This is a genomic window from Dictyobacter kobayashii, from assembly GCF_003967555.1.
Classification (GTDB): domain Bacteria; phylum Chloroflexota; class Ktedonobacteria; order Ktedonobacterales; family Ktedonobacteraceae; genus Dictyobacter; species Dictyobacter kobayashii.
Map to the genome: position 1 here is coordinate 5,610,399 of NZ_BIFS01000001.1, position 21,210 is coordinate 5,631,608.

Genomic DNA, 21,210 nt, shown 5'->3' on the forward strand with positions numbered 1-21,210 from the left:
TCAGAGACAAGCAACCGCGTGGTGAGGATACCGGGCCGCCCTACCGGGCGGCAATCGGGGACAAGCCCCGAACCTATACAGATCGTTTTTATTGTTGCGCCCGATGTATTGTCTGTTTCAATGAACGTATTGTGAATTCATTGGAAAAACGAGGGGATTTCGCTCGTTTTTTGCATTGATATAGCAGAATCAGGTGATGCTAATGGTAATATGCTTGAAAATTAACAGGAGATAAGTGAAGATCATGTGGTAATTTTTGGCACTTGACTTATTATGCTACTTTAGCTTACTATTGATTGTACATTGAAATACTTGATTTTTGTCACGGTGTATCAATGAATTGGCAAGTTATTTCATTGAATATGTTGAATGTATGTATGTCTGTACGGATATCCACGTTGGTGAATGTCCAATTCTCTTTTCTATTATGGTTACGCTCTACATGATTTCTCGGTAGAAATCAACTTTAGCAATGCAATGTTTGCATGATCCTATGGAGTCTGGTTATTTGGACTCAGCGAAAGGAGTATGGAGAGCATGAAGCGACATCGTCGTATTGGTGGTATGCTCTGTGCGCTGGCCTGTGGGCTGGCGTTGCTAGGTACAGGTTTATTTGGGCAGGCGGGATCAGCACATGCTGATACCTCGCTGTTCTATGGTTTCGAGGATGGTAGTGATGGGTTTACCGCGCCGAGCTGGCTAGGCGCCAATGCGGGGCAGCCCACACAAAGTTCCGCCCAGCATTCTGAAGGGGCGAATAGCCTGGCTTTACCCGTGAGTTTTACCGGTGGCAGCTGGGACCAGGCGGGCGTAGATAAGGTCATTGATAATTATAATCCGGTTGACCTTAGCGCCTATTCAGCGATCACTTATGATGTCTATTCCCCGGTTGCCAATGTATCGACCGACCTGGTCTTCAATGATCCCTGGTTGCCAGCGGCCAATCCCAAACCGCTCCAGGTAGGCTGGAACACAGTCACCTTCGACATCAGCCCGACCAGTCAGGACTTCCCGAACGCAGGCAATTATTTCACGACCGCCAAAGAATTCCTCTTGCGCGCCATTGGTCGGGGAGCCACCTATAGTGGACCCGTCTATTTTGATAACGTGCGCTTTGTGCCGACGACACAGCCTGTGATCCGTACAGCCGCACCCCAGGCGGACGATGTTCTCTCTGTCCCACAGGGGCAGACCTACACGATCCAGGCCCACGTCACCCCCTCCATCGGACGGCAGATCAGCAGCGTGACCTTTAAAACGGCTACGCAGTCTGGTACCCTGACCTTCGATAGCGCCAACAATATCTACACTGGCGCATGGGATCTGTGGAAAGAGGGGGATGGACTGAAGACGCTGACGATCAGCGCTACTGACTCAACTGGAGCGACCACGACCAGCCAGACCAGTGTGCTGGTGCAGGATAGCCAGCTTCAGGTACATATCACTACCCCCACCTTTGACCAGCAATTGAAGGGGAAGGTAACCGTCAGCGCACAGGTGAAGGCCGACCCACGCTTTGCCTTGAAGTCCGTGAAGTTACAGGCGGCCGGGCAGACCGTCCCTATGACGACGACTGCAGCAGGCGTCTATGCTGCCGAGCTCAATACACATGAGCTGCAAGATGGGGTACAGACGTTCAAAGTAGTCGTGCGCGATGCCCGGTTCACGGTCAGCGACCTGGTGGATGTGTTGGTGGCGAACCACGACCGCCCGGCGAACATCGTGCATGCCAATAAGACCCGGTTCGTAGATGGCCACACCCAATTCCGCTACGTCGGCTGGAACGAATACGACCTTTTCACTCGCACCGACCAGACGGTAGCCCACAACGAGCAGACCAGTGAGGGCAACATCCTGCTCAAAGGCACCGTTATCCCCTGGCAGCAGCAGATTGACCGCCAGATGTTGGAGGCCGAGCGTAACGGCCTATCGGTCCTGCGCACCTGGGCCTTTGATAGCAGCGCGGACTCCAGCGCCTTCGAGACCGGCCCCGGTCAGTATAACGAAGCCACTTTCCAGAAGCTCGACTACATCATGGCCAGCGCGCAACGCCATCATATGCGCGTCATCCTGACCATGGATAACTACTGGGGAGATTACGGCGGCATTCAGCAGGAGACCAAATGGCTGGGCCTGACGAACAAGCTGCAATTCTTCACTGATCCGCAGGCGAAAGCCCTCTACCAGCAGTACGTCGCGCACCTGGTCAACCGGGTCAACACCGTTACCGGCGTCGCCTACAAAAATGATCCTACCGTATTCGCCTGGGAGTTGATGAACGAGCCACGCGTCGACTGCAGCGATGATCCGACCCCCATGCATCAATACTGTGATCCCAGCGGCAACACTTTGCGCAACTGGGTCGATATGATGAGTAAATATGTCAAGGGTCTGGACCCCCAGCACATGGTAACCGACGGATTTGAGGGACACAGCTTTGTCCCGACCGGACCCAATGGCAAAGGCATTCAGTGGGGTGGTACCCAGGAGGGGAACGGAAACTCGCCGGTCATGGCGCAAGACGTGCCCGGTATCGATTTCTTCACCTTCCATCCATATCCCAACGCCTCGTGGGCTAATCTGACGCTTGAGCAGACGCGGCAGCTGATCACTGGCATCACCAAAGCAGGCTTACAGCGTGGCAAGCCAGTCGTCATGGAGGAATATGGCATCGACCGCGCCCAGCCCGTCTATGATCCATCCGGCAAGCAGCTACAGCCGAGCGATCCTGCCTATGCAGCGACCCGCGTCACATGGTATAAGGATATGCTGGATACCTTCTACCGGGCCGGGGGAGCCGGTAGCAATATCTGGCAACTTGCCGACTGGTCCGACAACAACTACAACGTCAATCCATACCTGCCCCAGGCCGACGCACAGCGGGACGCGCCCCTGATGGCTGTGCTGGCCCGTGAAGCCAGGCAGCTAGCAGACGATTAAATCTGTTCCTGGTATCACGCTTCTTATTATTTAAGCAGCGTGATACCGAGGATCTGCACTACCAAGGTTTCATAGCGCAAAGCGACAAGAAGCACGCCTGGTATCGATACCAGGCGCGCTTCTTGTCGTGGAGTTTGCCAGCTTAGGAGAACGGCTGGTCCCAGCGCTCGCGATGGGCGATCTCGCTGAGCGGCTTCCTTTTCTTGACGCCCTTGCTGCTCGCCGAGGCCGGATAGCCGAAAGGGATAACGGCCAGGACGCTGATGTCTTCGGGAATACCAAGCAAGGGACGGACCTGGTCCAGGTTGTTGAAGCCGACCCAGTTGGAGCCGATACCATGCGACCAGGCGGTCAGTATCATGGATTGAATGGCCCGGCTACCGTCCGAGACGGCAAATGGACTGGCTTCCATGGCAACCACAATCGCCAGCGGTGCCTGCTCAATGTAGGGGCCAGTGCGGGCCAGGGGTGCCAGCTGGCGTAGCGTCTCTTTATCCTGCACGACAATGAAGTGCCAGGGCTGACCGTTCATGCTACTGGCACTCAGGTGACCGGTTTCAACAATTTCATGAATAATCTCTTCTGGAATCGGCTTATCCTGAAATTGGCGCACGGCCAGTACGGTGCGAATCGCTTCAAATACCTCCATGATCGTTTACCTTCTTTCTTATTTAGAAACATTGTGCGGACATTAATTAACAGATTGTATATCTATTAGCTTTAGCATAGCACATCTCTCAATTATGTGTGAGGCCGTCTGTCCGGTGGCAGGGCCATTTAATGTTCGTCCAGAGAATGGACATCTTTCAGGTGTGGAGTGGGTGTAAAGATGGGGCGGGCGGCAACCTGGATATGTTGGATCTCTTTCAGGGCAGGCTGGTTGTTGGGGCTATGCAGGCAGTATTCCAGGGCTGGCCCATTGTCATCTGGCGTTGCCATAAGGCCCTTGCTGCTCGATGTTCTGCTGTCGCAGTATTTCGTATAGTCTTTCGTAGCTCATGCCGGTTGGTTTGTTGAACCAGGTCGTGGAGCGGATTTGGGAGAGCTGGGAGTGGTCGAAGCTGCCTTGTTTGAAGCGATAGAGGCCACCGGTGCCGTTGCCGGCCAGGCGCGCAACCTGATTGTGGGGGTCGCGGCAGATGCCGCTTACCGCTGCCTCGTCCAGTGGATCGAGTGCCGCCGAGTTTTCGACCACATACCAGTCTTCGTAGGCCTCCAGGCCCACCCCCATCCATGGCAGTTGTTCGAATTCCAGTACCATCGAAAATAAGAAGCCCTGTGGATGCCGCTGCTGCAATATCTGGTGGAAGGCTACTAATTTTTGCTGATACTCTGTCTGGTCGGTCTGTTTGGCACGCTGGTGCCAGAAAACATAGGCTAACATCTTTTTCCCTTTCCTTCTGGTAGAGGTTTGTTTCTGGGCATATACTACCAGGAACGTGGAGCTGAGGAAAGGGCCACCTGGCGCAAAAAAATAGGAGCCATCTAAGGGATTGATATGACATGAGCTGGCGCGCAGTGCTTGAACAACGCGCTGCCAGTGGCAGGCGTGGTCAGCAGTGGGGCATGATAATTGAGGAAGAGCTTCTGGCGCTAAACATATATTCTATGTTAGAATCACATAAATATACATAAATAAGCTGCTATATATGCTGACCAGTTAAACCAGAGCAAACTAGCTTTGTGCTTTTCATATTGCTTGCTATTGAAAAGCATGCTATTCATTTCCTTCTCTAGCGTAAGTTGAAAGTCTTGCCCATGAAGGTCACCTTTGGTTGAGAAAGGATACTGCTGGTGATGCCTGCTTTGTATATTTCTTTGTTGGGGGATTTTCTGGTGATGGAGGGTGAGAGGCCGCTGACGACGGTGCTGGTGCCACGGGTGCAGGCTTTGCTGGCCTATCTGTTGCTGCATCGGCGCGCGCCGCAGGATCGAGCGCACCTGGCTTTTTTGTTGTGGCCGGACTCATTGGAAGCGCAGGCCCATACGAATCTGCGCCAGTTGCTGTATCATTTGCGGCAGGCTTTGCCGCATGCCGAGCAGTTTCTGGCGATCGAGCGGCGCAGTGTGCAGTGGGTACCGGCGTTGGGCGAGGATAGTTTTAAGCTGGATGTGCAAGAGCTGGAACAGGCCCTGGTCGAGGCGCAGCAGGCGGAGCAGGTCGGAGATACGCAGGCACGCCGTTCGGCCCTGGAGCGGGTGATGCAGCTCTATCGCGGCGATTTGCTGCCGGGCTGCTATGATGAGTGGATCTTGCCTGAGCGCGATCGCTGGCACCAGGCGTTTCTGCGGGCGGCGGAGCAGCTGGGAAGCCTGCTGGAACAGGAATGTGATTATACGGCGGCCATCGCGGTCTCTCAACAGCTTTTGCGCCTGGAGCCTTTGCATGAGGCGAGCTATGGACGGCTGATGCGCCTGTATACTTTGAGTGGGGAGCGTGCCACGGCATTGCGCACTTATCATACCTGTGTCAGATTGTTAGAGCGAGAACTGGGGGCCGAGCCGAGCGCGGCTACGCAGGCCATCTATGAGACGCTGATGCAGCCCGAGCAGCTGGAAGCCGCAATGAAGCGCCCCCCCAACGAGTCAGCGCTCAAACGTGGAACGGCCATCCCGCTGCTGGGGCGTAAGGAAGAGTGGCGCCAATTACAGAAGGTATGGCGCAAGGCCACGGGTGGCATTGACGGACTGCAAGCGGGCAGTGCTCAACTGGTGATGCTGAGTGGTGAAACCGGTATCGGCAAAACCCGGCTGGCGAACGAATTGGATCTGTGGGTCACCCGTATGGGCATAGCGACGGCCCGGGCGCGCTGTTATGCCGCGCTCGGACAACTGGCGTATGCCCCAATTCCCTCCTGGCTGCGCTGTGAAGCGCTCCAGCCCAATCTCGCAAAGCTCGATCCGCTTGTACGTACAGAGGTTGCGCGCCTGCTTCCCGAGGTACTGACCGCGCATCCCCAACTCTCGCCTCCGGTGGCTATGACCGAGGGATGGCAGCGCCAGCACTTCTTCGCGGCCCTGGCCCGCGTCCTGCTCGCTGGTCCGCAGCCGCTCCTGCTCTTGCTGGATGATATGCAATGGTGTGATGAGGAGACCCTGCAGTGGATCCAATATCTTTTTCAGTTTGCGCCCACTGCCCGGCTCCTGGTGGTAGCAACTGTACGTGCAGAGGAGACTGCGCCCACGCCAGCGCTGGCGACCTTGCTGTCAGCGCTCCAGCGTGACGGACTGCTGACCGAGCTCCCACTGGAGCCACTTGCCCCGACCGATACAATCTCCCTGGCAGAAGCGATCCTGGGTCGACCGCTCGATGCCGCCAAGCGTGCTACCCTGTATCGAGAGAGCGAAGGCAATCCCTACTTCGTAGTTGAGCTCGCCCAGGCCGGCTTGCTGGAGCGGCCACTGGATGTATCTTCAAAGGAGGGCGGAGCGCGACCCTGGTTTCCGCGACCGCCTCAACGTTGCCATCATCGGTCCAGGGGGTCCTGGCCGCGCGCCTGGCGCAACTCTCCACCCGGGCCCGCGAGATCGCCAACGTGGCCGCCGTCATCGGACGCGAGTTTACCTTCCCGGTTCTGGCCCGGGCCAGTGGCAAGGAGGAAGAGAGCGTCGTCCTGGGATTGGATGAACTGTGGCAACGCCGAATGGTGCGCGAGCAGGCGGCGGGTACGCCCAACGCCTATGATTTCAGCCATGGCAAGCTGCGTGAGCAGATCTATGTCTCGCTCAGCCCCATCCAGCGCCGCCTGCTGCACCAGCGCGTCGCCGAAGCCCTCAAAGCTCTCTATAGCGAGGAACTGGATAGTATTAGCGGACAGATCGCCGCCCACTATGAGCAGGCAGGCAGCGTCGGCCAGGCCATCACTTTTTATCAACGGGCCGCCACGGCTGCCAGCCGCCTCTATGCACACAGCGAAGCCCGCTATGCTTTGGAACGGGCGGTCTCGCTGTTCTCAACGCCGCAGCCGGGGCCAGGAACGCCAAAGGTCGCCTGGGAGACTATGGCCAGCGTCTATGTGGCGCTGGGAGATGTACTGGCTGAAATAAATGCCTTTGAAGAGGCCCGGAAAGCATATCAGCAGGCGCTGACCGCCATTCCGCTGGCGGCTGAATTCTGGCGAGCCCGCTTGCACTGGAAACTGGCCACTACCTGGGTGTTTGCGGTCGACCAGGATCTGGACAGCTGGCGAGTCCATGCCCAGCCGGAATTTATGGAGGCCGAACGCATTTTACATGCCATGGCAGACCACGATACTCCAGAGTGGCGCGAGGAATGGATCGCACTTCAGTTTGCCCACATCTGGCCCCGGAGAAACTCGGCTGAAGATATGCTGGCCGCCATTGAGAAAGCCCGGCCGCTGGTCGAGCAGCATGGTAGCCCCAGGCAACGTAGACTGCTGGCTGAATCGATCGGCATCTATAACGCGGTGCACGAGCGCTACGTGATCCCGGCGCAGCGTATAATTGCCTGGCGTGAGAGGCTGGCGGCCCTGGAGCCGAGCGCCGACGAGGCGCAGCGCGGCATTGACCTGACGGTACTGGGTATCGGCCTCTGGTGCGCCTCCCAGTTCGATGAAGCGGAAGAACAGCTGAACGCGGCACTACAGATAGGTGAACGCACCGGCAATGCCTGGCTGCAGAACAACTGCCTGACCTTTTTGTCGCTGGTCTACAGGCGGCGTGGCCAGGTGGAGGCTATGCGTCAGCTACTCGTGCAGGCCCAGGCTGCGGGCGTGGCCCAGCAGAATAGTATCTTCAGCGGCCACCAGGCCTGGCTGGCCTGGCGCGCCGGCGACCTGGAGCAGGCTGAGAGCTATGGTCGCGCCGCTTTATTGCAAGATCGCTATCAACTGTTCAGGACCAACGCTTTTATGTGGACCGGCAGATGGCCATTGATTGGTATCGCCCTCATCCAGGAGCGCTACGCCGCCGCCAGCGCTGAGATCCGCTTATTGTTTGACACGATCCAGCAGCCACCGCCCGCGCCATTGGAAGACTTGCTACAGGCCGCGCTTCGAGCCTGGGACGACGGAAAGCAGAACGAGGCCAGCTCGCTTATGCAAAGTGCTGTTCCGCTGGCCGAACAACTGGGCTACCTCTAGCACATTGAAAGGGAGCCAGGCCGCAACTGACGCGGCCTGGCTCCCTTTCAATGTGCTGTCTCAATCTGTTATTTGGCGGCAAGGGTACGGGCAAAGAAATCACTGATCATATGTATCAGGGTATCAGGGCTCGGTTGTTCGGTCTGGCCACCTGTAGGGACCGCCAGGCCATGGCTATCGTGCTTGACCATAACCAGCGTTACCGGTACATGGGCTGTTTGCAGCGCCTTTGCCATATCCTGCGAGTGATGGGGAGCAATCATCCAGTCGTCGGTGCCATGAATAATCAAGAAAGGTGGGTCGCCAGCCGCGACATATGTGATTGGACTGGCGGCCTTCAGCAGGGTAGGTGTGCCACCCGTCAACAAGCTGACAAAGAAGGGTGAGCCACTAAGGTTGTCGAGCTCAGTCAGACCCCACATATCGACCACCGCCTGCACCCGGCTGGATTGATTCATATACTGACCACTATCGTAGCCCACCTGGGGTCCGACCGTGCCCAGCATGGCGCTGATATAGCCGCCCTGACTGGGACCATAGACACCGATGCGTTGTGGGTCGATCCCGAGCTGGCTGGCGTAGGTACGCAGGAAGCGCACGGCGCACTTAGCGTCCCTTATCTGCTCTGATATATGGCTGAGCGGGACCAGGCTGTAGTCAATTGAGCCAACCACGAAGCCATGGGCGAGTAGCTCATTGCGCAACTGCGTGTAGTAGACACCATCCTGTGATCCATCTAATAGAAGGCGCGAACCAACCAGTGTCTCACCCCCATGGATCATGAAGACGACGGGCGCGGGCCGGGCCGCCGTGGCCGCTGGCTCGGAGATATCCATCGCCATCGGGCTCCCATTGGAGCTATTGCAGTACGCCATGGTCGCTGTTTGTCCGGCAGGGATGCTGGCTGGAACTGAAGTGGTGAGCCAGGCTGTATCGATGGCGCTAACGCCTCCGCCCCAGGTCACGAAACCGAGCACCAGGAGTGCAGGGAGCAAGATGAAGGTAGTGCGCCACGCTCGCGGTGTTCTCATGCGCAGCGGCCGAATAGCCTGGCGCAGGATCAGGAATAGCGCGAAGATGCCGACGGCTGGCAGGAAGCAGTATTGCAAGCTTGAGAAGACGCCAGGCACCAGGAAAAAGACAGCGATCGATACAGATTTCAGCACGCCTACGATCAAAAGGCCAGGCAGGAACAAGCGTGGTAGCACAGCGCAGGTGATACGCCAGGCTTTAGGGGCCGCACTCCATGTACGCCCACTGAGGCAGAGGAAAAAGCAGGCCGAGATCCCCTCCACAAACGGCAGGTAGAGATCTGGTAGCGCTAGCGTCTCAGGTCGCCAGATGGCGAAACCATCAGGAAGGCCCAGGGTATGGGCAATAATCCAGACCAGCAATCCCACCAATTCGACAATCCCTGTGATAAGCAAAACATGGCGCGTAGGAGTTGTCAGCACGCCAACGGCCAGCACGGCCTGGACAAGGGTGAAACCAATGAGTAGTGTCGCCAACAACAACGATGGGGCTGTTCCAATAGCGCGATACTATGCATAATGGCGGCGCTCATGGTGAGGAGGGCGGCCCAATACAGCAGTGCCCCACGTTGCAACGGATATGAATTGATGAATTTCAATGTATTTAGTGAGTGTTTCGATAATGCTGATCTATTCATTGTATCCCGTTCCTTTTGTAGAGATGAACCTTGTATAGGATAAACCGAACTATTTATTGATCGTAAAGCCAGCAACTACAGCTGAGATTCAGCCTCAGAGTTTAATTCAGATAGCATCGTGAGGAGTAGTGGAAGCAATGCTGGCCACTCGCGGAAGTAGCGCGTCTCACCGGTCGTCACCAGTTGCACTTTGCCGCGCCACTCGCTCTCTCCGTTGCCGGTTGCTTCCTCCCAGACGCGGACCGTGAACAGGTAAGAATGGGGCGACTCATCGAATATGTGATCGGTCATTAATTGCTCCTTACGCATGTATTCTAGTCGCTTTAAAAGCGGATCAATGTGGGATCGCGACGTTGTCGTGTATCTTGATGAGAGTATAGAAGTTCAGGCGTTCTGAAAACGTTATGCCCCAGCGTTCTTATTGTTGCTTTCATTAAATACAAATAATAATCGCCCTCAAGGGATTTCTTATGATCCCTTGAGGGCGAGCTTTTGTTGTTTAGTAGCAGTGATTAATGATCAAGAAATGATTGTTGGTAGAAGAATATTAGCAGTTGCCACCGTGACCATAGCCGTAGCCGTAGCCACCCTGGCCATAACCGTAGCCATAGCCGCCCTGACCGTAGCCGTAGCCATAGCCATAGCCACCATGATCGTGGCCGCCCTGACCGTAGCCGTAGCCATAGCCATAGCCATTTCCACCCCACTTGCCGGCAGCACCAATGACTTGCTTCAAATCAGAATCAGTCAGTTCCTGCGCTTCGGGCGAGCTCTCAGAAAGCCGGGTAACTTCCTCTGTGGATAGAGTGTCTTCTGCAATTTTAATTTCATTATGCATGTGACTATCCTTTCGCTTTGCATGATGCAAAGGCTACATTTACAGGTACCATTCATTCTTTTTGAGATACTAGCGGCGATTGATGAACTTGCTATTTGTATAAATGGCTTTGTGGTTTGTCAATCGCTTTTAGTTATCTTTTCGCTATTGCTCTTTTTCGTCGTTGGTACCTATTTACATTATAAAAATACATCAAACAACCGACCTGTAAGTCATGCAAGAAAACTAGAATGTATATTCTTAGTTTAAAAATATCATCTCTATTCGGTATTCCTGGCGATGGAATGATGTCCCGGCCTGAATTGGAGTTAATATGTGCTGTTCTATTGGAGGTGTAGCAGACTTGTACAGCCACCCGAGGAGTGATTATATGGATGAGCGTGCCATGCGCAGTGACCGCTGAGGACAACCACGAATGGTACAGGTGCGAGAGAATGAGCACCTGAGGACGTGCAGGGGAGGAGTACACTGGTTTTAACTGTCAGGGACTTAGAAGCGTAGATTTTGCTAAAAGGAAATTTTTCAGACATGGGAGTTCGTGGCGGTAAATCAGATGAAATGGGGTAGCTACATGCTTTTCTATCTGGGTGCAGGGTTGGGGATAGCCTGGTGTGTAGAACTGGCTGGCTATGTATGCCTGACGCCGGCTTTGCCAGTGAAACCTGTACGCGCATGGGTAGGATGGAACTGGTTGGGCCTGGGTGCGTTTTATATAGCCTATGGGCTGTCACTGCTGCGGGCGCCGCTGGGCCTGGTACCCTACCTGGTCAAGCTTGGAATGCATTTTGGGCTGCGCTGGCGCTATGAGGCGCGGCGCACCACCTATGTAAGGGAGGTTGTCAACTTGCTGGCTGAGCTAGCTAACGTACTGTTGACCTGGGGTCTGGTCTGGTGGCTGGTGGGACCGCTACGCCTGCAGTGGTGGGTGCTGGTCTGCTATCTCCCATTATGGGCGGAGGCGCTACGCCTGCTGGCCGAGCGCGTGCCCATTATATTTAGCGCCGCCTGGCAGCTCTTGCCACATCGAGCCATTGCCTATTATCTACAAAGGCGGCGTAGCTATCGTCCGGGCAGCATTGGTGGGCGCTATTGCTGCTATTATAGTTTGAGCGACGAAGAACGGGCCGCTCTGGTCCTGGAGGTGCTGAAGCAGCGGGTCGCAGCCGATGGAGAGGTTGCGCAACGGCTGGCGTATATGCAAGCGTTTCGCATCATCCCACAGCAACAGGCCTTGCGTGGTGGCCTGGTGCGCGATGTTGCCAGAGGCGAAGTCTTTGTGCACGGCATCTGGACCAATGATCCCTGGTTGTTGAGCGGGATGGCCCTGAGGCGCGCGCCGTGGTCGTTTGATCCCCGCTATGTGGCGCGCCCATTCTACTATATGAGTGGCTCAAACCGCGCCATGTCCCGCTTCGTACTGCGCAACGCCCGCTATAGTCTCCCCTATGCCCTCTTCCAATTCGGTCACGAGATCCGGGTGGCCCGCCTGCATTTCTTTTATACCCTGTTGCGCTGGCTGGGAGCCGATATCGAGCGCACAGTCTGGGATGATGGCACCTTCCAGAATGATCAATGCATCTACTGGCTCAAGCAAAGGCTGGGCTGGGACCCCGGCCTGGCCGAGCGGCGTCCATTGTACGCTGATGCCGAGGTGCTGGCCGAACTGGCAACTGGCGGTGAGGCTGAAGGAAGCGAGCCGATTGCCCAGCAGGTGGCTGAGCGCTACATTTATCCATTGTCATATGTCGAAGAAGTGCTGCTACCACAATATCGTAAACAAAAGGAGGCTGTACATGCCCAGTTCCCATCGCCTGCTTGAGCAGGCCCAACAAATATTGCCTGGAGGTGTCAGCGGGGCGATCCGCGCGGTTGAGCCGACTATCGCCTTTACCCGGGCGCAGGGCGCCTACTTATTTGATGTCGAGGGGCGGCGCTACATTGATTACCTGGGCGGTTTCGGCCCTATCCTGCTGGGCCACTGCCATCCCGAAGTCAACCAGCGCGTCATGGAGACCATGGCTCGGATAGACTTGATCGGCGTGGGGGCGAGCGAGCAGGAGATCGCGCTGGCTGAAAAGCTGGGGCAGCACATCCCCTCGGCTGAAAAGGTGGTGTTCTGCAACTCTGGCTCGGAGGCGACCTTTCTGGCCTTACGCCTGGCCCGGGCCGCCACCGGACGCCAGAAGATCCTCAAATTTCAGGGCTGCTATCATGGCTGGCACGATGCCGTGCTCATGAACGTCATCAGCGAAGCCGAGAAACTGGGCCAGAAAGATCCACTATCGGCTGGCATGTTGCCGCAGGCCATCGACGACACACTGGTGCTGCCCTTCAATGATCTGGCGTCGGTCGCCGAAGTGTTGCGCGACCAGGGCCAGCAGATCGCGGCCATCATCCTGGAGCCCCTGCCCCACAACATGGGCTGTGTCCTGCCCGCCGAAGGCTTCTTGCAGGGATTGCGCCAGCTGACCCTGCGCTATGGCATCGTCTTGATCTTCGACGAGATCATCACCGGCTTTCGCCACGGCCTGGGCGGCTATCAACGTATCGCTGGCGTGGTCCCTGACCTGACCACGATGTCCAAAGCTATCGCCAACGGCTATCCCCTGGCCGTAGTTGCTGGCCGGGCCGACATCATGGACCAATGTCAGCCCGGTGGAGATGTCTATTTTGCCGGCACCTTTAACGCCCATGCCGCAGGTGTGGCGGCTGCCCTGACCACCATCGAGATCCTTGAGCGGCCCGAGAGCTATCCGCACCTCTTTCGCCTGGGTGAGCGCATGCGCCGGGGCCTGGAGCAGATCGTGCGGCAAGCCGGCATCGAAGCCACCGTGGTCGGCTACGGCTCCGTCTATCTCCTCTATTTTCTGCGACCACCCATCAGAAGCTACCACGACCTCTTGCGCAACGATGGCGCACGCTTCCTGAGCTATCGCCGCCAACTGATTGAGCAAGGCAGCTATGAGCTGCCCGTCAACCTCAAGCGCAGCTATATCAGCCTCGCCCACACCAACGCCGACGTCGACCAGACCCTGGAGAGCGCGCACCGCATCCTCCACCGCCGCTAGCAAGTCGTCAAAAGCAACAAATAGAGATTTAACTTGATGTATGGCATTATTATTGTTTATTTTTCGAGCTTGAAGGTTAAAAGCGGGGACAAGCCCCGCACGTACAGGTCATTTTTATTGCTGCTTTTTGTTTATTTGGCAGATTTTTAGAGAAATATTATGTGCTACCCTTCTATATCAAACAGGTGCGCATCCATTCGTGCATATCCAATGTTCCATCAAATATGAGAGGATGCTCATCGGTGTCGGGTCGCTCAAAATATTCCATGAAGGGGTAAAAAACCTCATCGGGCACATAATTCCTTTGTTTTGAGTGCCGGACCTGCTCTCTTCTTTTTTCTAGCTCTGCCAACGGGATATCCAAAAAAATGATGGAGGTGTTGTATTGATGTTGTTGGGCAAGCTGGCGAAAGCGGTCCCTGAGCCATCGGAGATTATTTGTATCATCCAATACAATGGAAACGTGCTCCTGCATGAGCTCATCCATGAGTTGCAGGCAAATCTCGTGGGCTTTGCCCCACTCTTCAACTGGCTGTAGTTGCGAGAGATCTCGTCCACGCTGCCTCATGATGTCGTCCAGGCTTAAATACTTGCTATTGGTGTGTACTGCCAGCGAACGAGCGAGTGTGGTTTTACCGGAGAAAGGAGCTCCACACATTAAATACAGTGCCTTTTTCATAGTCACGATTATAACATAAAATTAACCGCTTTAGCTTGTATTTGATGGGAATGTGATGGGTAAAGGGAAGGGTGCTTACCGACCTGGAGGATGCGAGACATGTCAAATGCATGCCATGCATCCCCGGTTCTATGCCGTAAAACTTTTGTTGCTTGTTCTTTTCTTCTATACTAACGCACATATCAGTGGGAGATCTGGGCTGGATTGTCCAGGGCGTAGAAGTCTGTTGGCAAGTTGTGTTCGTCGACACCGGAGCGTAAAAAGGTCATGCCGAGCTTTTTGACGACCGCGCTAGAGGCATGATTGGCCGGATCAATGGTAGCCTCGATGCGTGGAAGCTGCCAGCGTTCAAAGCCAAGCTGGATCATGGCGCGCGCAAACTCGGTAGCCAGGCCCTGTCCCCAGCGGGGCTGCTCGAAGGCATAGATGATCTCCACCTGGCCTTCGCCCGGGCGGACGAGGCCGCCAAAGCCAATCATCTGGTTGGTGTGGCGATCAAGCAAGGCGAAGCAGCCGAAGCCCTGCTTTTGATAGTTGTTTTGTGAGATCTTGATCCAATCCCTGGTCTGTTCTTCACTAAGCGGCTGGCCATCTCCCATATATTGAATAATTGCCGGGTTACTACAGAGAGTTTGCAGTGCCGCAAAATCACTATCTTCCAGATGACGAACAAGCAGACGCTCTGTCTCTAAAACGATCATAATAAGAAAAATCCTTCCTTTTCCATCTTATTGCGCTCTCAAGTATAACATATGTATATTAAGATAGCATAAAATAAGATACATGTTGGAAGAGTTTGTATGGTGATTACTGCTTTAGTTTTGATCTAATCTTTGTAGTAATGCTGGCAGGAAATGGTCGTGGTCGGCAATCAGAGGCGACACATACAGATCGTTGTTATTGATGCTTGTTTGGGGAAAATAAGTTGTTATTGGAGGTTATGATGTCGATTTTAGGCCTTGCTTATTTGTCGTTATTTGTAGAAGGTGGTCAATAGTGTATGGCATGGCCGCCGGTTCGTTTGTAGTAATAACAACAAGGAAGGTCTCGATTATGAAATATGTGCTTCTTTTCTATACGACGCGTGAGCAGCAGCAGGCCTGGGAGGCGCTGCCAGAGCAGACGCGCAATGAGCAATATGCTAAGACTGGTCGCTGGGTGGCCGAGCATGCAGCCCAGATTACTACGGCCAATAAATTTCAGCCGCCGCATACCGCGACCACTGTAAGATTTGAGGGTGACGCGCTGATTCATGATGGTCCTTTTATTGAGGCCAACGAGATCATTGGCGGCTACGCTGAGATCGATGTGGCCGACCTGGATGAAGCCTTGCGCCTGGTGAAGTCGTGGCCGGCCCGGGGCGATATCGTTGAAATTCGGCCGGTAGAGATCCGACCGGGGCGAGCAGGAGAACGCTAAATCGTGACTGAGACGCATGACACCCTGGCTGCTGTGTTCCGTGAGGAGACGGGTCACCTTACAGCGGCCCTGGTGCGCATCCTGGGCGACTTTGATATCGCCGAAGAGATTGTCCAGGATGCCTTGCTGGCTGCGTTAGAACACTGGCCGTTGGAGGGTATTCCCGAACGGCCAGGGGCCTGGTTGATGACCGTTGCCCGGCGGCGCGCGCTCAACCAGTTGAGCCGCGACGCCCGCTATCGCGCTAAACTGGAGCAGTTGGAGCAACCCTCTAACCATGAGCAGGACGACCGGCTACGGCTGATGTTTACCTGCTGTCATCCCACGCTGGCTCGTGCGGCCCAGATTGGCCTCACGCTTCGGGCCGTCTGTGGCTTTACCACTGGCGAGATCGCGCATGCCTTTCTGGTCCCTGAGGCAACGGTGGCCCAACGGCTGGTCCGGGCACGGCGCAAAATCGTCGCCGCCCACATCCCCTATCGCATCCCGACCGATGAAGAGCTGGATGAGCGCCTGGGGGAAGTACTGGCTGTGCTCTACCTGATGTTTACCGAGGGCTATATGGCAAGTTCAGGGGCGGCTCCAGCGCGCCGCGATCTGGCCGAAGATGCTGCCTGGCTGGCGGCTTTGCTGGTACAGTTGTTGCCGGGCGAGCCGGAGCCGCTGGGCTTGCTCGCCCTGATGCGTCTACAACTGGCTCGCAGCGCGGCCCGCTTCTCCAGCAGCGGCGAAATGATCCTGCTGGCCGAGCAAGATCGCACACGCTGGGATCGCGTCCGCATCGCGCAGGCCGTTCAATTAATTGAGCAGGCAGCGACATATGGGCGACCCGGTCCCTATCAACTGGAGGCGGCGATCGCCGCCTGCCATGCCGAAGCGGAATCCTGGGCAGCAACCGACTGGCCGCAGATCGTGATCCTCTATGATATGCTCCTACGTCTGCGCCCCACGGCGGTAGTGAGGTTAAATCGGGCCGTAGCCTTGAAGCAAATCGCCGGACCAGAAGCCGCGCTGGCCGAGGTCAATGCCCTGGCACAGGAACTGGATAATTATCATCTCTTTCATGCTATTCGGGGAGAGTTGTTGCTAGAATTGAGCCAGCGCGAACAGGCGCGGGCCGCAGCACTACGGGCCCTCGGGCTGACGCAGAATCGCGCCGAGCAATCCCTGCTCACGCGTCGCTTGCTGGAATGGTAGAAAATAAGAAAGCAGATCAGTCCAGGCATCGAGCATCCGATGCCTGGATTGATCTGCTTTTAGCGGCTGATATGGCTCTGCCAGGCCTCTAACAGACTCGGATCGATATAGACCAGCGAATACATCTCTTCTTCATCCTGCTCATTATCGACCTGCTGGAAACCCAGTGCTGGCTTCTGCTGATCGCTGTTAAAGCGGTAGAGTAGATCGATGGGACCCGAAGGCTGATTCGAAGCGTCTGTGAAGAGCTCTTCCGGCTTGATCTGCTGTTCTATGAGAGGCGCCGACTCCGCAATATTCTGCTGATTCGACGCGAATGTGCTAATGGTTGACCGCGTATAGCGATCCTGGGGAATTGAATTCGACATATAAAAACTCCTTGTAAATTGCTGATAGCCCTGTTTGTACTACGCATCAACACCAACCGAGGGATACCAGCAATGATTGTTTGATCTTTTCCAGAACTCCTGTCAGGCGGCCTGACATGTGCAGGCCGCTATTTTTTATGTGGTGGGGATATTGTGATTGTGGGAGTGCTGGCCTGCGATCCAGAAAGCAGCAGGTGATACAATAGGGATGCATATTGATAAATTTATATAAAAGGTATCTAAGTAAGAACATACTTCGAATACGCAAGAAAATAGTTAAAGAAAGAGTAAGATTGAATGGAATTATTTCTGGTACGCCATGGAGAAATGGGCCGTACTTCGGGCAATGATTTTTTGACAGTTCGTGGTGAGGCGCAGGCACAGGCAACCGGGCGCTATTTTTCGCGGCTACCGATTACCGGCCTGGTCAGTAGCCCACTGGTACGAGCACTGGGGACCGCCCATTTTATCGCCCAGGCCTGTGATAGTATGCCGGTAGAGGTCTGGCCAGAGCTACGTGAAGGCCTCTTTGAAGAGATGGTGGGCTATGGGGCCGGTGAGCTACGGCCTCGTTATCCACTGGCCTGGTTGCCTGAAGAGATGGATGCAGAAAGCATCATCTATCCCGCCGACACGCAAGAGAGTCTTTTCCTGCGCAGCCAGCAAGTGATTGAGCGCCTGGAGCGCAACTTTGGGCCTAACGACAATGTGGTTGTGGTCGCGCACGGTGGCATGATCTCATATATTTTTCATGCTCTTTTGCGCATGCCCCCCGATAGCTTTAGCTTCTTCAAAATCAACTTTGCCTCCATCAGCCAGGTCAGCCTGATCCCACCGTCCATGCGCCAGGAGCATCCGCCGATCTATCCCCCGCGCAGCGTCGATGTCGTCACGGTTGGCGAGACCGCGCACCTGATTGGCATCGAGTGAGGGCATGGTATACTGTGGAAGAGGAACGTACACCTCTTCCCCCGAATACGTTGGAACTGATGGCCGGAGGCGCGTGGTTACACGGTGGGGCCTGAATTGACGGTGATGCTCTCGCTGCGGGCTGGCATGCTGTAGGCTGCGACGTCCTCGAGCCTTGTTGCTTGCTTGAGTATGGCTAGCTGTGTATATCCATATTTTCTCTCCTACTGACTTTGAATTTCCGACGAACCATAAAGCCTTGCCACACCTCTGGATCATCATCGATAGTGATCCAAAAGTCGTCACACGGATAATTTGCTTGTGTTTTATCAATATAACAGAGTATGATATATCGAACAACACAAAGTATTCGAAGTAAACATTCATTTTTACTGATAGTTGGAGGATTATGGATCTACGACATTTGCAGACGTTCAAGGTGATTGCGGAGGCAGGGAGTTTTGTCCAGGCTGCCGAGCGACTGCAATACGCGCAATCAACACTCACATTGCACATTCAGCAACTTGAAGCGGAGCTCGGAGTCGAACTCTTTGATCGCCAACGGAGAAAAATCCAGCTGACCGCCGCAGGGCACACACTCCTCATCCACACTCAGCATGTCCTCAATCAAGTCGAGCAAATGCAGCAGGATCTCTCAGATCTCGCCGCAGGAGAGAGCGGCACGTTACGTGTGGGCATGATTGAGCCAATAGCACGCCTCTATCTGATGCAGGTCATGTGCATCTTTCGTGAGCGTTATCCCCGTATCCGTCTCACCATCGAGATTCTGAGCACAAACCGCACGCACGAACAACTCATAGCCAACCAGATTGATCTCGGCATCTCAACACCACCACCCGCCAACGCAGGACTCATCTTCGAGCCAATCCTGACCGAAACGCCTGTCCTACTCCTCCCCAAAAACCATTCTCTATTGCAACAAGACGAGATCGTGCTGAGCGATCTATGCACTGAATGCTTGCTCCTCACGGATCCGCCCTGTGCCTATCGCACGGCTATCGAGCAAGCTTTTATGGCACGCGGACTTCCACTGGCAATTGGCATTGAGATCGGGAGTCTCGAAATCATCAAGCAAGCCGTCCAGCAAGGAATGGGAGTCGCAATCATGCCTAAATTCGCCACATACCATATTCCAGACGACACGGTTATCCGACATATCAAAGACTGGAAACTGCAAATGCCTCTTGGTCTCATCACCAGAGAAGTTCCGCTCCCACAAAACAAGGCGATACAAGCGTTCAGCTCCCTGTTAAAACAGGCCGCCGCAGACGCTGGAGCAGCGGCTTGATATCTACCAACGGGACACTACCGCACAACAGAAACAAGGAAAGTAATTTGCTGACAACCATCCATTCCCACGCTGGCTCAGCTGGCAACAGCCCTCTCACTTAAGGCGAAGGCGAAATGAAATGGATTGGAGCTTGCGGCTCAGGTAGGCTGGAGCTTGACAGGGGTATTTTTTTGGGTTAATATAACCATAGTGGGTATAGTCAAGGTGAAAAATATAGTGTTTGAGGGGGTATGCGATGAGTTCAGGTGGAGAAGAGCCGGAGGCCAGGCTGCCTCTGACTCCGGCGGTGTTTCATATCTTGCTGGCGCTGGCCGATGGTGAGCGCCATGGCTATAGCATTATGCAGGAGATTGCCGCGCAGACCGATGGCAAGCTGCGCATTGGTCCGACGACGCTCTATCGCTCGATTAAGCGTATGCTGGAAGATGGCATGATTGAGGAGACGGAGGAGCGGCCTGATCCGGCGCTGGATGATGAGCGGCGGCGCTATTATCGCTTGACGACCTTTGGGGTGCGGGTCACGCAGGCCGAGGTACAGCGCCTGGCGCAGGCGGTGGCGGTCGCGCGCAAGAAGCCGCTGCTGGGCGATGCCGCGGTAAAGCCAATCTATGGGGGAGCATAAATATATGTCGCACGTATCGAGGTCGTCAGCGACGAGAGCGGACCTGCCCTGGATTATCCGGCTCTCGCTACAGATTTATCGCTGGCTGTTGTGCCTGGGGCCAACAGCGTTTCGGCGCGAATATGAAGGGGAGATGCTACGCACATTGCGCCAGTGTTGTCAGGATGAGTATAGACAACATGGCACGTCCGGCGTGCTACGACTCTGGCCCGCATTGTTTATCCGAGCCATCATGGATATGGTGGCCGAACAATTTTCCATGGAAGGAGGCAGGCAGATGCAACCAATCATGCGCCGCTCAACGATCCTGACCTATAGCGCCTTTGTGCTTTTTGTCCTGGGCTACCTCACGCTCATGCGTACCAGTGATCCGGTGGCCCCTTTTAATGCGGTGGCGCTGGTCCATCCAGCGGTTGGGATCGCATATAGGGCGATCTCGATCAGTATGGACATTGCCACGCTGGCGATGCTACTGTGTGGTGGCCTGGTGCTCTTTAGCATTATCAAATATGTTCGTGCCAGCGGGGACAAGCTGATCAAGTTGTTTCTGCCCACCAGGCGGCACCTGGGCATACTGGGCATTGGAACCCTGGTGGTCGCGCTATGCTTGACGCTCTATATCGTGTCCTTCGGAGTGATCATGGGTAATCCACCACAGATTGCCGGACAGCCAGAGTGGCTGGCGTTATTGATCGCCATCGCAGGTGTCTTTATTGGTTCTGCCCTATTCACGTTCGTAATCTTGCTGGTCAGCAGCATGATCGCCCTGGCCGTCTCACGCAGCGACCTGGGTCCACGCGTATTCAGTTTGGTACGCATCTGCATGGCTGTGACACTGCTGGCCCTGGCTATCTCCTTTGGAGCCGCGCTGTATTGGATGGTTGCGCTGTGGCGTGACGCTCCCCAATTCGCTATGAGCGACGCCGGACTTGGTCAGAGTAACCTCACCTGGGTCATTCTGGCTGTTGGCGCCATGGTACTGGCATTATGCCTGCTCATCAATGCCTTCAGACAGGGAACGACCGTGCGGCTCCATGCCTTGTTGCACGATCCAGCGCTCCATAAGTTGCCATGAATCAGCAAGCCA

General features: G+C 55.1%; 20 protein-coding genes. 11 read left to right on the plus strand and 9 right to left on the minus strand.

What is annotated here, in order from left to right; all coding sequences use genetic code 11:
• The first annotated feature begins 537 nt into the window (after positions 1-537).
• Positions 538-2,940: a glycoside hydrolase 5 family protein gene (locus tag EL645_RS24905; protein ID WP_161977668.1), complete on the plus strand. Its 2,403-nt coding sequence runs from the start codon at positions 538-540 to the stop codon at positions 2,938-2,940.
• A 142-nt stretch (positions 2,941-3,082) separates the two neighbouring features.
• Here EL645_RS24905 and EL645_RS24910 read toward each other — a convergent pair whose 3' ends face one another.
• The 3 genes from EL645_RS24910 to EL645_RS24915 form a co-directional block, all read right to left on the minus strand.
• The gene (locus EL645_RS24910) at positions 3,083-3,589 is read right to left on the minus strand and encodes a nitroreductase family protein (protein WP_126553236.1); all 507 of its coding nucleotides are present in this window, start codon (positions 3,587-3,589) and stop codon (positions 3,083-3,085) included.
• 128 nt (positions 3,590-3,717) lie between these two features.
• Positions 3,718-3,879 carry a hypothetical protein gene (locus EL645_RS39560; RefSeq protein ID WP_161977669.1) on the minus strand — a complete coding sequence of 54 codons (162 nt, stop codon included), beginning with the start codon at positions 3,877-3,879 and terminating at the stop codon, positions 3,718-3,720.
• Positions 3,863-4,324: a hypothetical protein gene (locus EL645_RS24915; protein ID WP_126553238.1), complete on the minus strand. Its 462-nt coding sequence runs from the start codon at positions 4,322-4,324 to the stop codon at positions 3,863-3,865. Before EL645_RS24915 ends, EL645_RS39560 begins: the two co-directional genes overlap by 17 nt.
• 413 nt (positions 4,325-4,737) lie before the next feature.
• Here EL645_RS24915 and EL645_RS24920 point away from each other — a divergent pair, with 413 nt between their 5' ends.
• Positions 4,738-6,987, plus strand: coding sequence for an ATP-binding protein (locus EL645_RS24920; RefSeq protein WP_126553240.1), 2,250 nt, complete (start codon positions 4,738-4,740; stop codon positions 6,985-6,987).
• A complete protein-coding gene (locus EL645_RS24925) occupies positions 6,942-8,042 on the plus strand; it encodes a hypothetical protein (protein WP_136625286.1) in 1,101 nt (366 codons plus the stop codon). The genes EL645_RS24920 and EL645_RS24925 overlap by 46 nt, the downstream gene beginning before the upstream one ends.
• Before the next feature lie 68 nt (positions 8,043-8,110).
• Here the strand turns inward: EL645_RS24925 and EL645_RS24930 are convergent, their stop codons facing one another.
• From EL645_RS24930 to EL645_RS24940, 3 genes are all read right to left on the minus strand, one after another.
• Positions 8,111-9,556, minus strand: a complete 1,446-nt coding sequence (locus EL645_RS24930; protein ID WP_136625287.1) for an alpha/beta hydrolase fold domain-containing protein — start codon at positions 9,554-9,556, stop codon at positions 8,111-8,113.
• Positions 9,557-9,786: 230 nt separating this feature from the next.
• A complete protein-coding gene (locus EL645_RS24935; RefSeq protein WP_126553246.1) occupies positions 9,787-10,002 on the minus strand; it encodes a hypothetical protein in 216 nt (71 codons plus the stop codon).
• Positions 10,003-10,258: 256 nt separating this feature from the next.
• Positions 10,259-10,549 carry a hypothetical protein gene (locus EL645_RS24940; protein ID WP_176599842.1) on the minus strand — a complete coding sequence of 97 codons (291 nt, stop codon included), beginning with the start codon at positions 10,547-10,549 and terminating at the stop codon, positions 10,259-10,261.
• Positions 10,550-11,120: 571 nt separating this feature from the next.
• On the opposite strand from EL645_RS24940, the gene EL645_RS24945 reads away from it, so the two are divergent.
• Both EL645_RS24945 and EL645_RS24950 read left to right on the plus strand, forming a co-directional pair.
• The gene (locus EL645_RS24945; RefSeq protein WP_136625288.1) at positions 11,121-12,368 is read left to right on the plus strand and encodes a hypothetical protein; all 1,248 of its coding nucleotides are present in this window, start codon (positions 11,121-11,123) and stop codon (positions 12,366-12,368) included.
• Positions 12,250-13,617, plus strand: coding sequence for an aspartate aminotransferase family protein (locus tag EL645_RS24950; RefSeq protein ID WP_218032002.1), 1,368 nt, complete (start codon positions 12,250-12,252; stop codon positions 13,615-13,617). Before EL645_RS24945 ends, EL645_RS24950 begins: the two co-directional genes overlap by 119 nt.
• 172 nt (positions 13,618-13,789) lie before the next feature.
• Here EL645_RS24950 and EL645_RS24955 read toward each other — a convergent pair whose 3' ends face one another.
• Positions 13,790-14,275 (minus strand): P-loop nucleotide/nucleoside kinase family protein, encoded by a 486-nt coding sequence (locus EL645_RS24955; RefSeq protein ID WP_161977670.1) that lies wholly within the window; start codon positions 14,273-14,275, stop codon positions 13,790-13,792.
• A 203-nt stretch (positions 14,276-14,478) separates the two neighbouring features.
• Positions 14,479-14,997 carry a GNAT family N-acetyltransferase gene (locus EL645_RS24960; protein ID WP_126553252.1) on the minus strand — a complete coding sequence of 173 codons (519 nt, stop codon included), beginning with the start codon at positions 14,995-14,997 and terminating at the stop codon, positions 14,479-14,481.
• A gap of 352 nt (positions 14,998-15,349) precedes the next feature.
• Between EL645_RS24960 and EL645_RS24965 the strand changes: the two genes are divergently transcribed.
• Positions 15,350-15,715: a YciI family protein gene (locus EL645_RS24965; protein WP_126553254.1), complete on the plus strand. Its 366-nt coding sequence runs from the start codon at positions 15,350-15,352 to the stop codon at positions 15,713-15,715.
• A gap of 3 nt (positions 15,716-15,718) precedes the next feature.
• The gene (locus EL645_RS24970) at positions 15,719-16,912 is read left to right on the plus strand and encodes an RNA polymerase sigma factor (protein WP_246035466.1); all 1,194 of its coding nucleotides are present in this window, start codon (positions 15,719-15,721) and stop codon (positions 16,910-16,912) included.
• A 59-nt stretch (positions 16,913-16,971) separates the two neighbouring features.
• Here EL645_RS24970 and EL645_RS24975 read toward each other — a convergent pair whose 3' ends face one another.
• Positions 16,972-17,280 carry a hypothetical protein gene (locus tag EL645_RS24975; protein ID WP_126553258.1) on the minus strand — a complete coding sequence of 103 codons (309 nt, stop codon included), beginning with the start codon at positions 17,278-17,280 and terminating at the stop codon, positions 16,972-16,974.
• A gap of 297 nt (positions 17,281-17,577) precedes the next feature.
• Between EL645_RS24975 and EL645_RS24980 the strand changes: the two genes are divergently transcribed.
• The 4 genes from EL645_RS24980 (at position 17,578) to EL645_RS24995 (ending at position 21,198) form a co-directional block, all read left to right on the plus strand.
• Positions 17,578-18,210, plus strand: coding sequence for a histidine phosphatase family protein (locus EL645_RS24980; RefSeq protein ID WP_126553260.1), 633 nt, complete (start codon positions 17,578-17,580; stop codon positions 18,208-18,210).
• 388 nt (positions 18,211-18,598) lie between these two features.
• Complete coding sequence (locus tag EL645_RS24985) at positions 18,599-19,498, plus strand: LysR family transcriptional regulator (protein WP_126553262.1); 900 nt, start codon at positions 18,599-18,601, stop codon at positions 19,496-19,498.
• Positions 19,499-19,736: 238 nt separating this feature from the next.
• Entirely contained in the window at positions 19,737-20,123 is a 387-nt protein-coding gene (locus EL645_RS24990; RefSeq protein WP_126553264.1) for a PadR family transcriptional regulator, read from the plus strand.
• Between the two features lie 4 nt (positions 20,124-20,127).
• Entirely contained in the window at positions 20,128-21,198 is a 1,071-nt protein-coding gene (locus tag EL645_RS24995; protein WP_126553266.1) for a hypothetical protein, read from the plus strand.
• Positions 21,199-21,210 lie beyond the last annotated feature (12 nt).

Bases quoted from the DNA above. Each gene is read 5' to 3' on its own strand.
- EL645_RS24905 (WP_161977668.1), top strand. From the start codon at position 538: ATGAAGCGACATCGTCGTATTGGTGGTATGCTCTGTGCGCTGGCCTGT.
- EL645_RS24910 (WP_126553236.1), bottom strand. From the start codon at position 3,589: ATGGAGGTATTTGAAGCGATTCGCACCGTACTGGCCGTGCGCCAATTT.
- EL645_RS39560 (WP_161977669.1), bottom strand. From the start codon at position 3,879: ATGGCAACGCCAGATGACAATGGGCCAGCCCTGGAATACTGCCTGCAT.
- EL645_RS24915 (WP_126553238.1), bottom strand. From the start codon at position 4,324: ATGTTAGCCTATGTTTTCTGGCACCAGCGTGCCAAACAGACCGACCAG.
- EL645_RS24920 (WP_126553240.1), top strand. From the start codon at position 4,738: ATGCCTGCTTTGTATATTTCTTTGTTGGGGGATTTTCTGGTGATGGAG.
- EL645_RS24925 (WP_136625286.1), top strand. From the start codon at position 6,942: ATGGCCAGCGTCTATGTGGCGCTGGGAGATGTACTGGCTGAAATAAAT.
- EL645_RS24935 (WP_126553246.1), bottom strand. From the start codon at position 10,002: ATGACCGATCACATATTCGATGAGTCGCCCCATTCTTACCTGTTCACG.
- EL645_RS24940 (WP_176599842.1), bottom strand. From the start codon at position 10,549: ATGCATAATGAAATTAAAATTGCAGAAGACACTCTATCCACAGAGGAA.
- EL645_RS24945 (WP_136625288.1), top strand. From the start codon at position 11,121: ATGCTTTTCTATCTGGGTGCAGGGTTGGGGATAGCCTGGTGTGTAGAA.
- EL645_RS24955 (WP_161977670.1), bottom strand. From the start codon at position 14,275: ATGTGTGGAGCTCCTTTCTCCGGTAAAACCACACTCGCTCGTTCGCTG.
- EL645_RS24960 (WP_126553252.1), bottom strand. From the start codon at position 14,997: ATGATCGTTTTAGAGACAGAGCGTCTGCTTGTTCGTCATCTGGAAGAT.
- EL645_RS24965 (WP_126553254.1), top strand. From the start codon at position 15,350: ATGAAATATGTGCTTCTTTTCTATACGACGCGTGAGCAGCAGCAGGCC.
- EL645_RS24975 (WP_126553258.1), bottom strand. From the start codon at position 17,280: ATGTCGAATTCAATTCCCCAGGATCGCTATACGCGGTCAACCATTAGC.
- EL645_RS24980 (WP_126553260.1), top strand. From the start codon at position 17,578: ATGGAATTATTTCTGGTACGCCATGGAGAAATGGGCCGTACTTCGGGC.
- EL645_RS24985 (WP_126553262.1), top strand. From the start codon at position 18,599: ATGGATCTACGACATTTGCAGACGTTCAAGGTGATTGCGGAGGCAGGG.
- EL645_RS24990 (WP_126553264.1), top strand. From the start codon at position 19,737: ATGAGTTCAGGTGGAGAAGAGCCGGAGGCCAGGCTGCCTCTGACTCCG.
- EL645_RS24995 (WP_126553266.1), top strand. From the start codon at position 20,128: ATGTCGCACGTATCGAGGTCGTCAGCGACGAGAGCGGACCTGCCCTGG.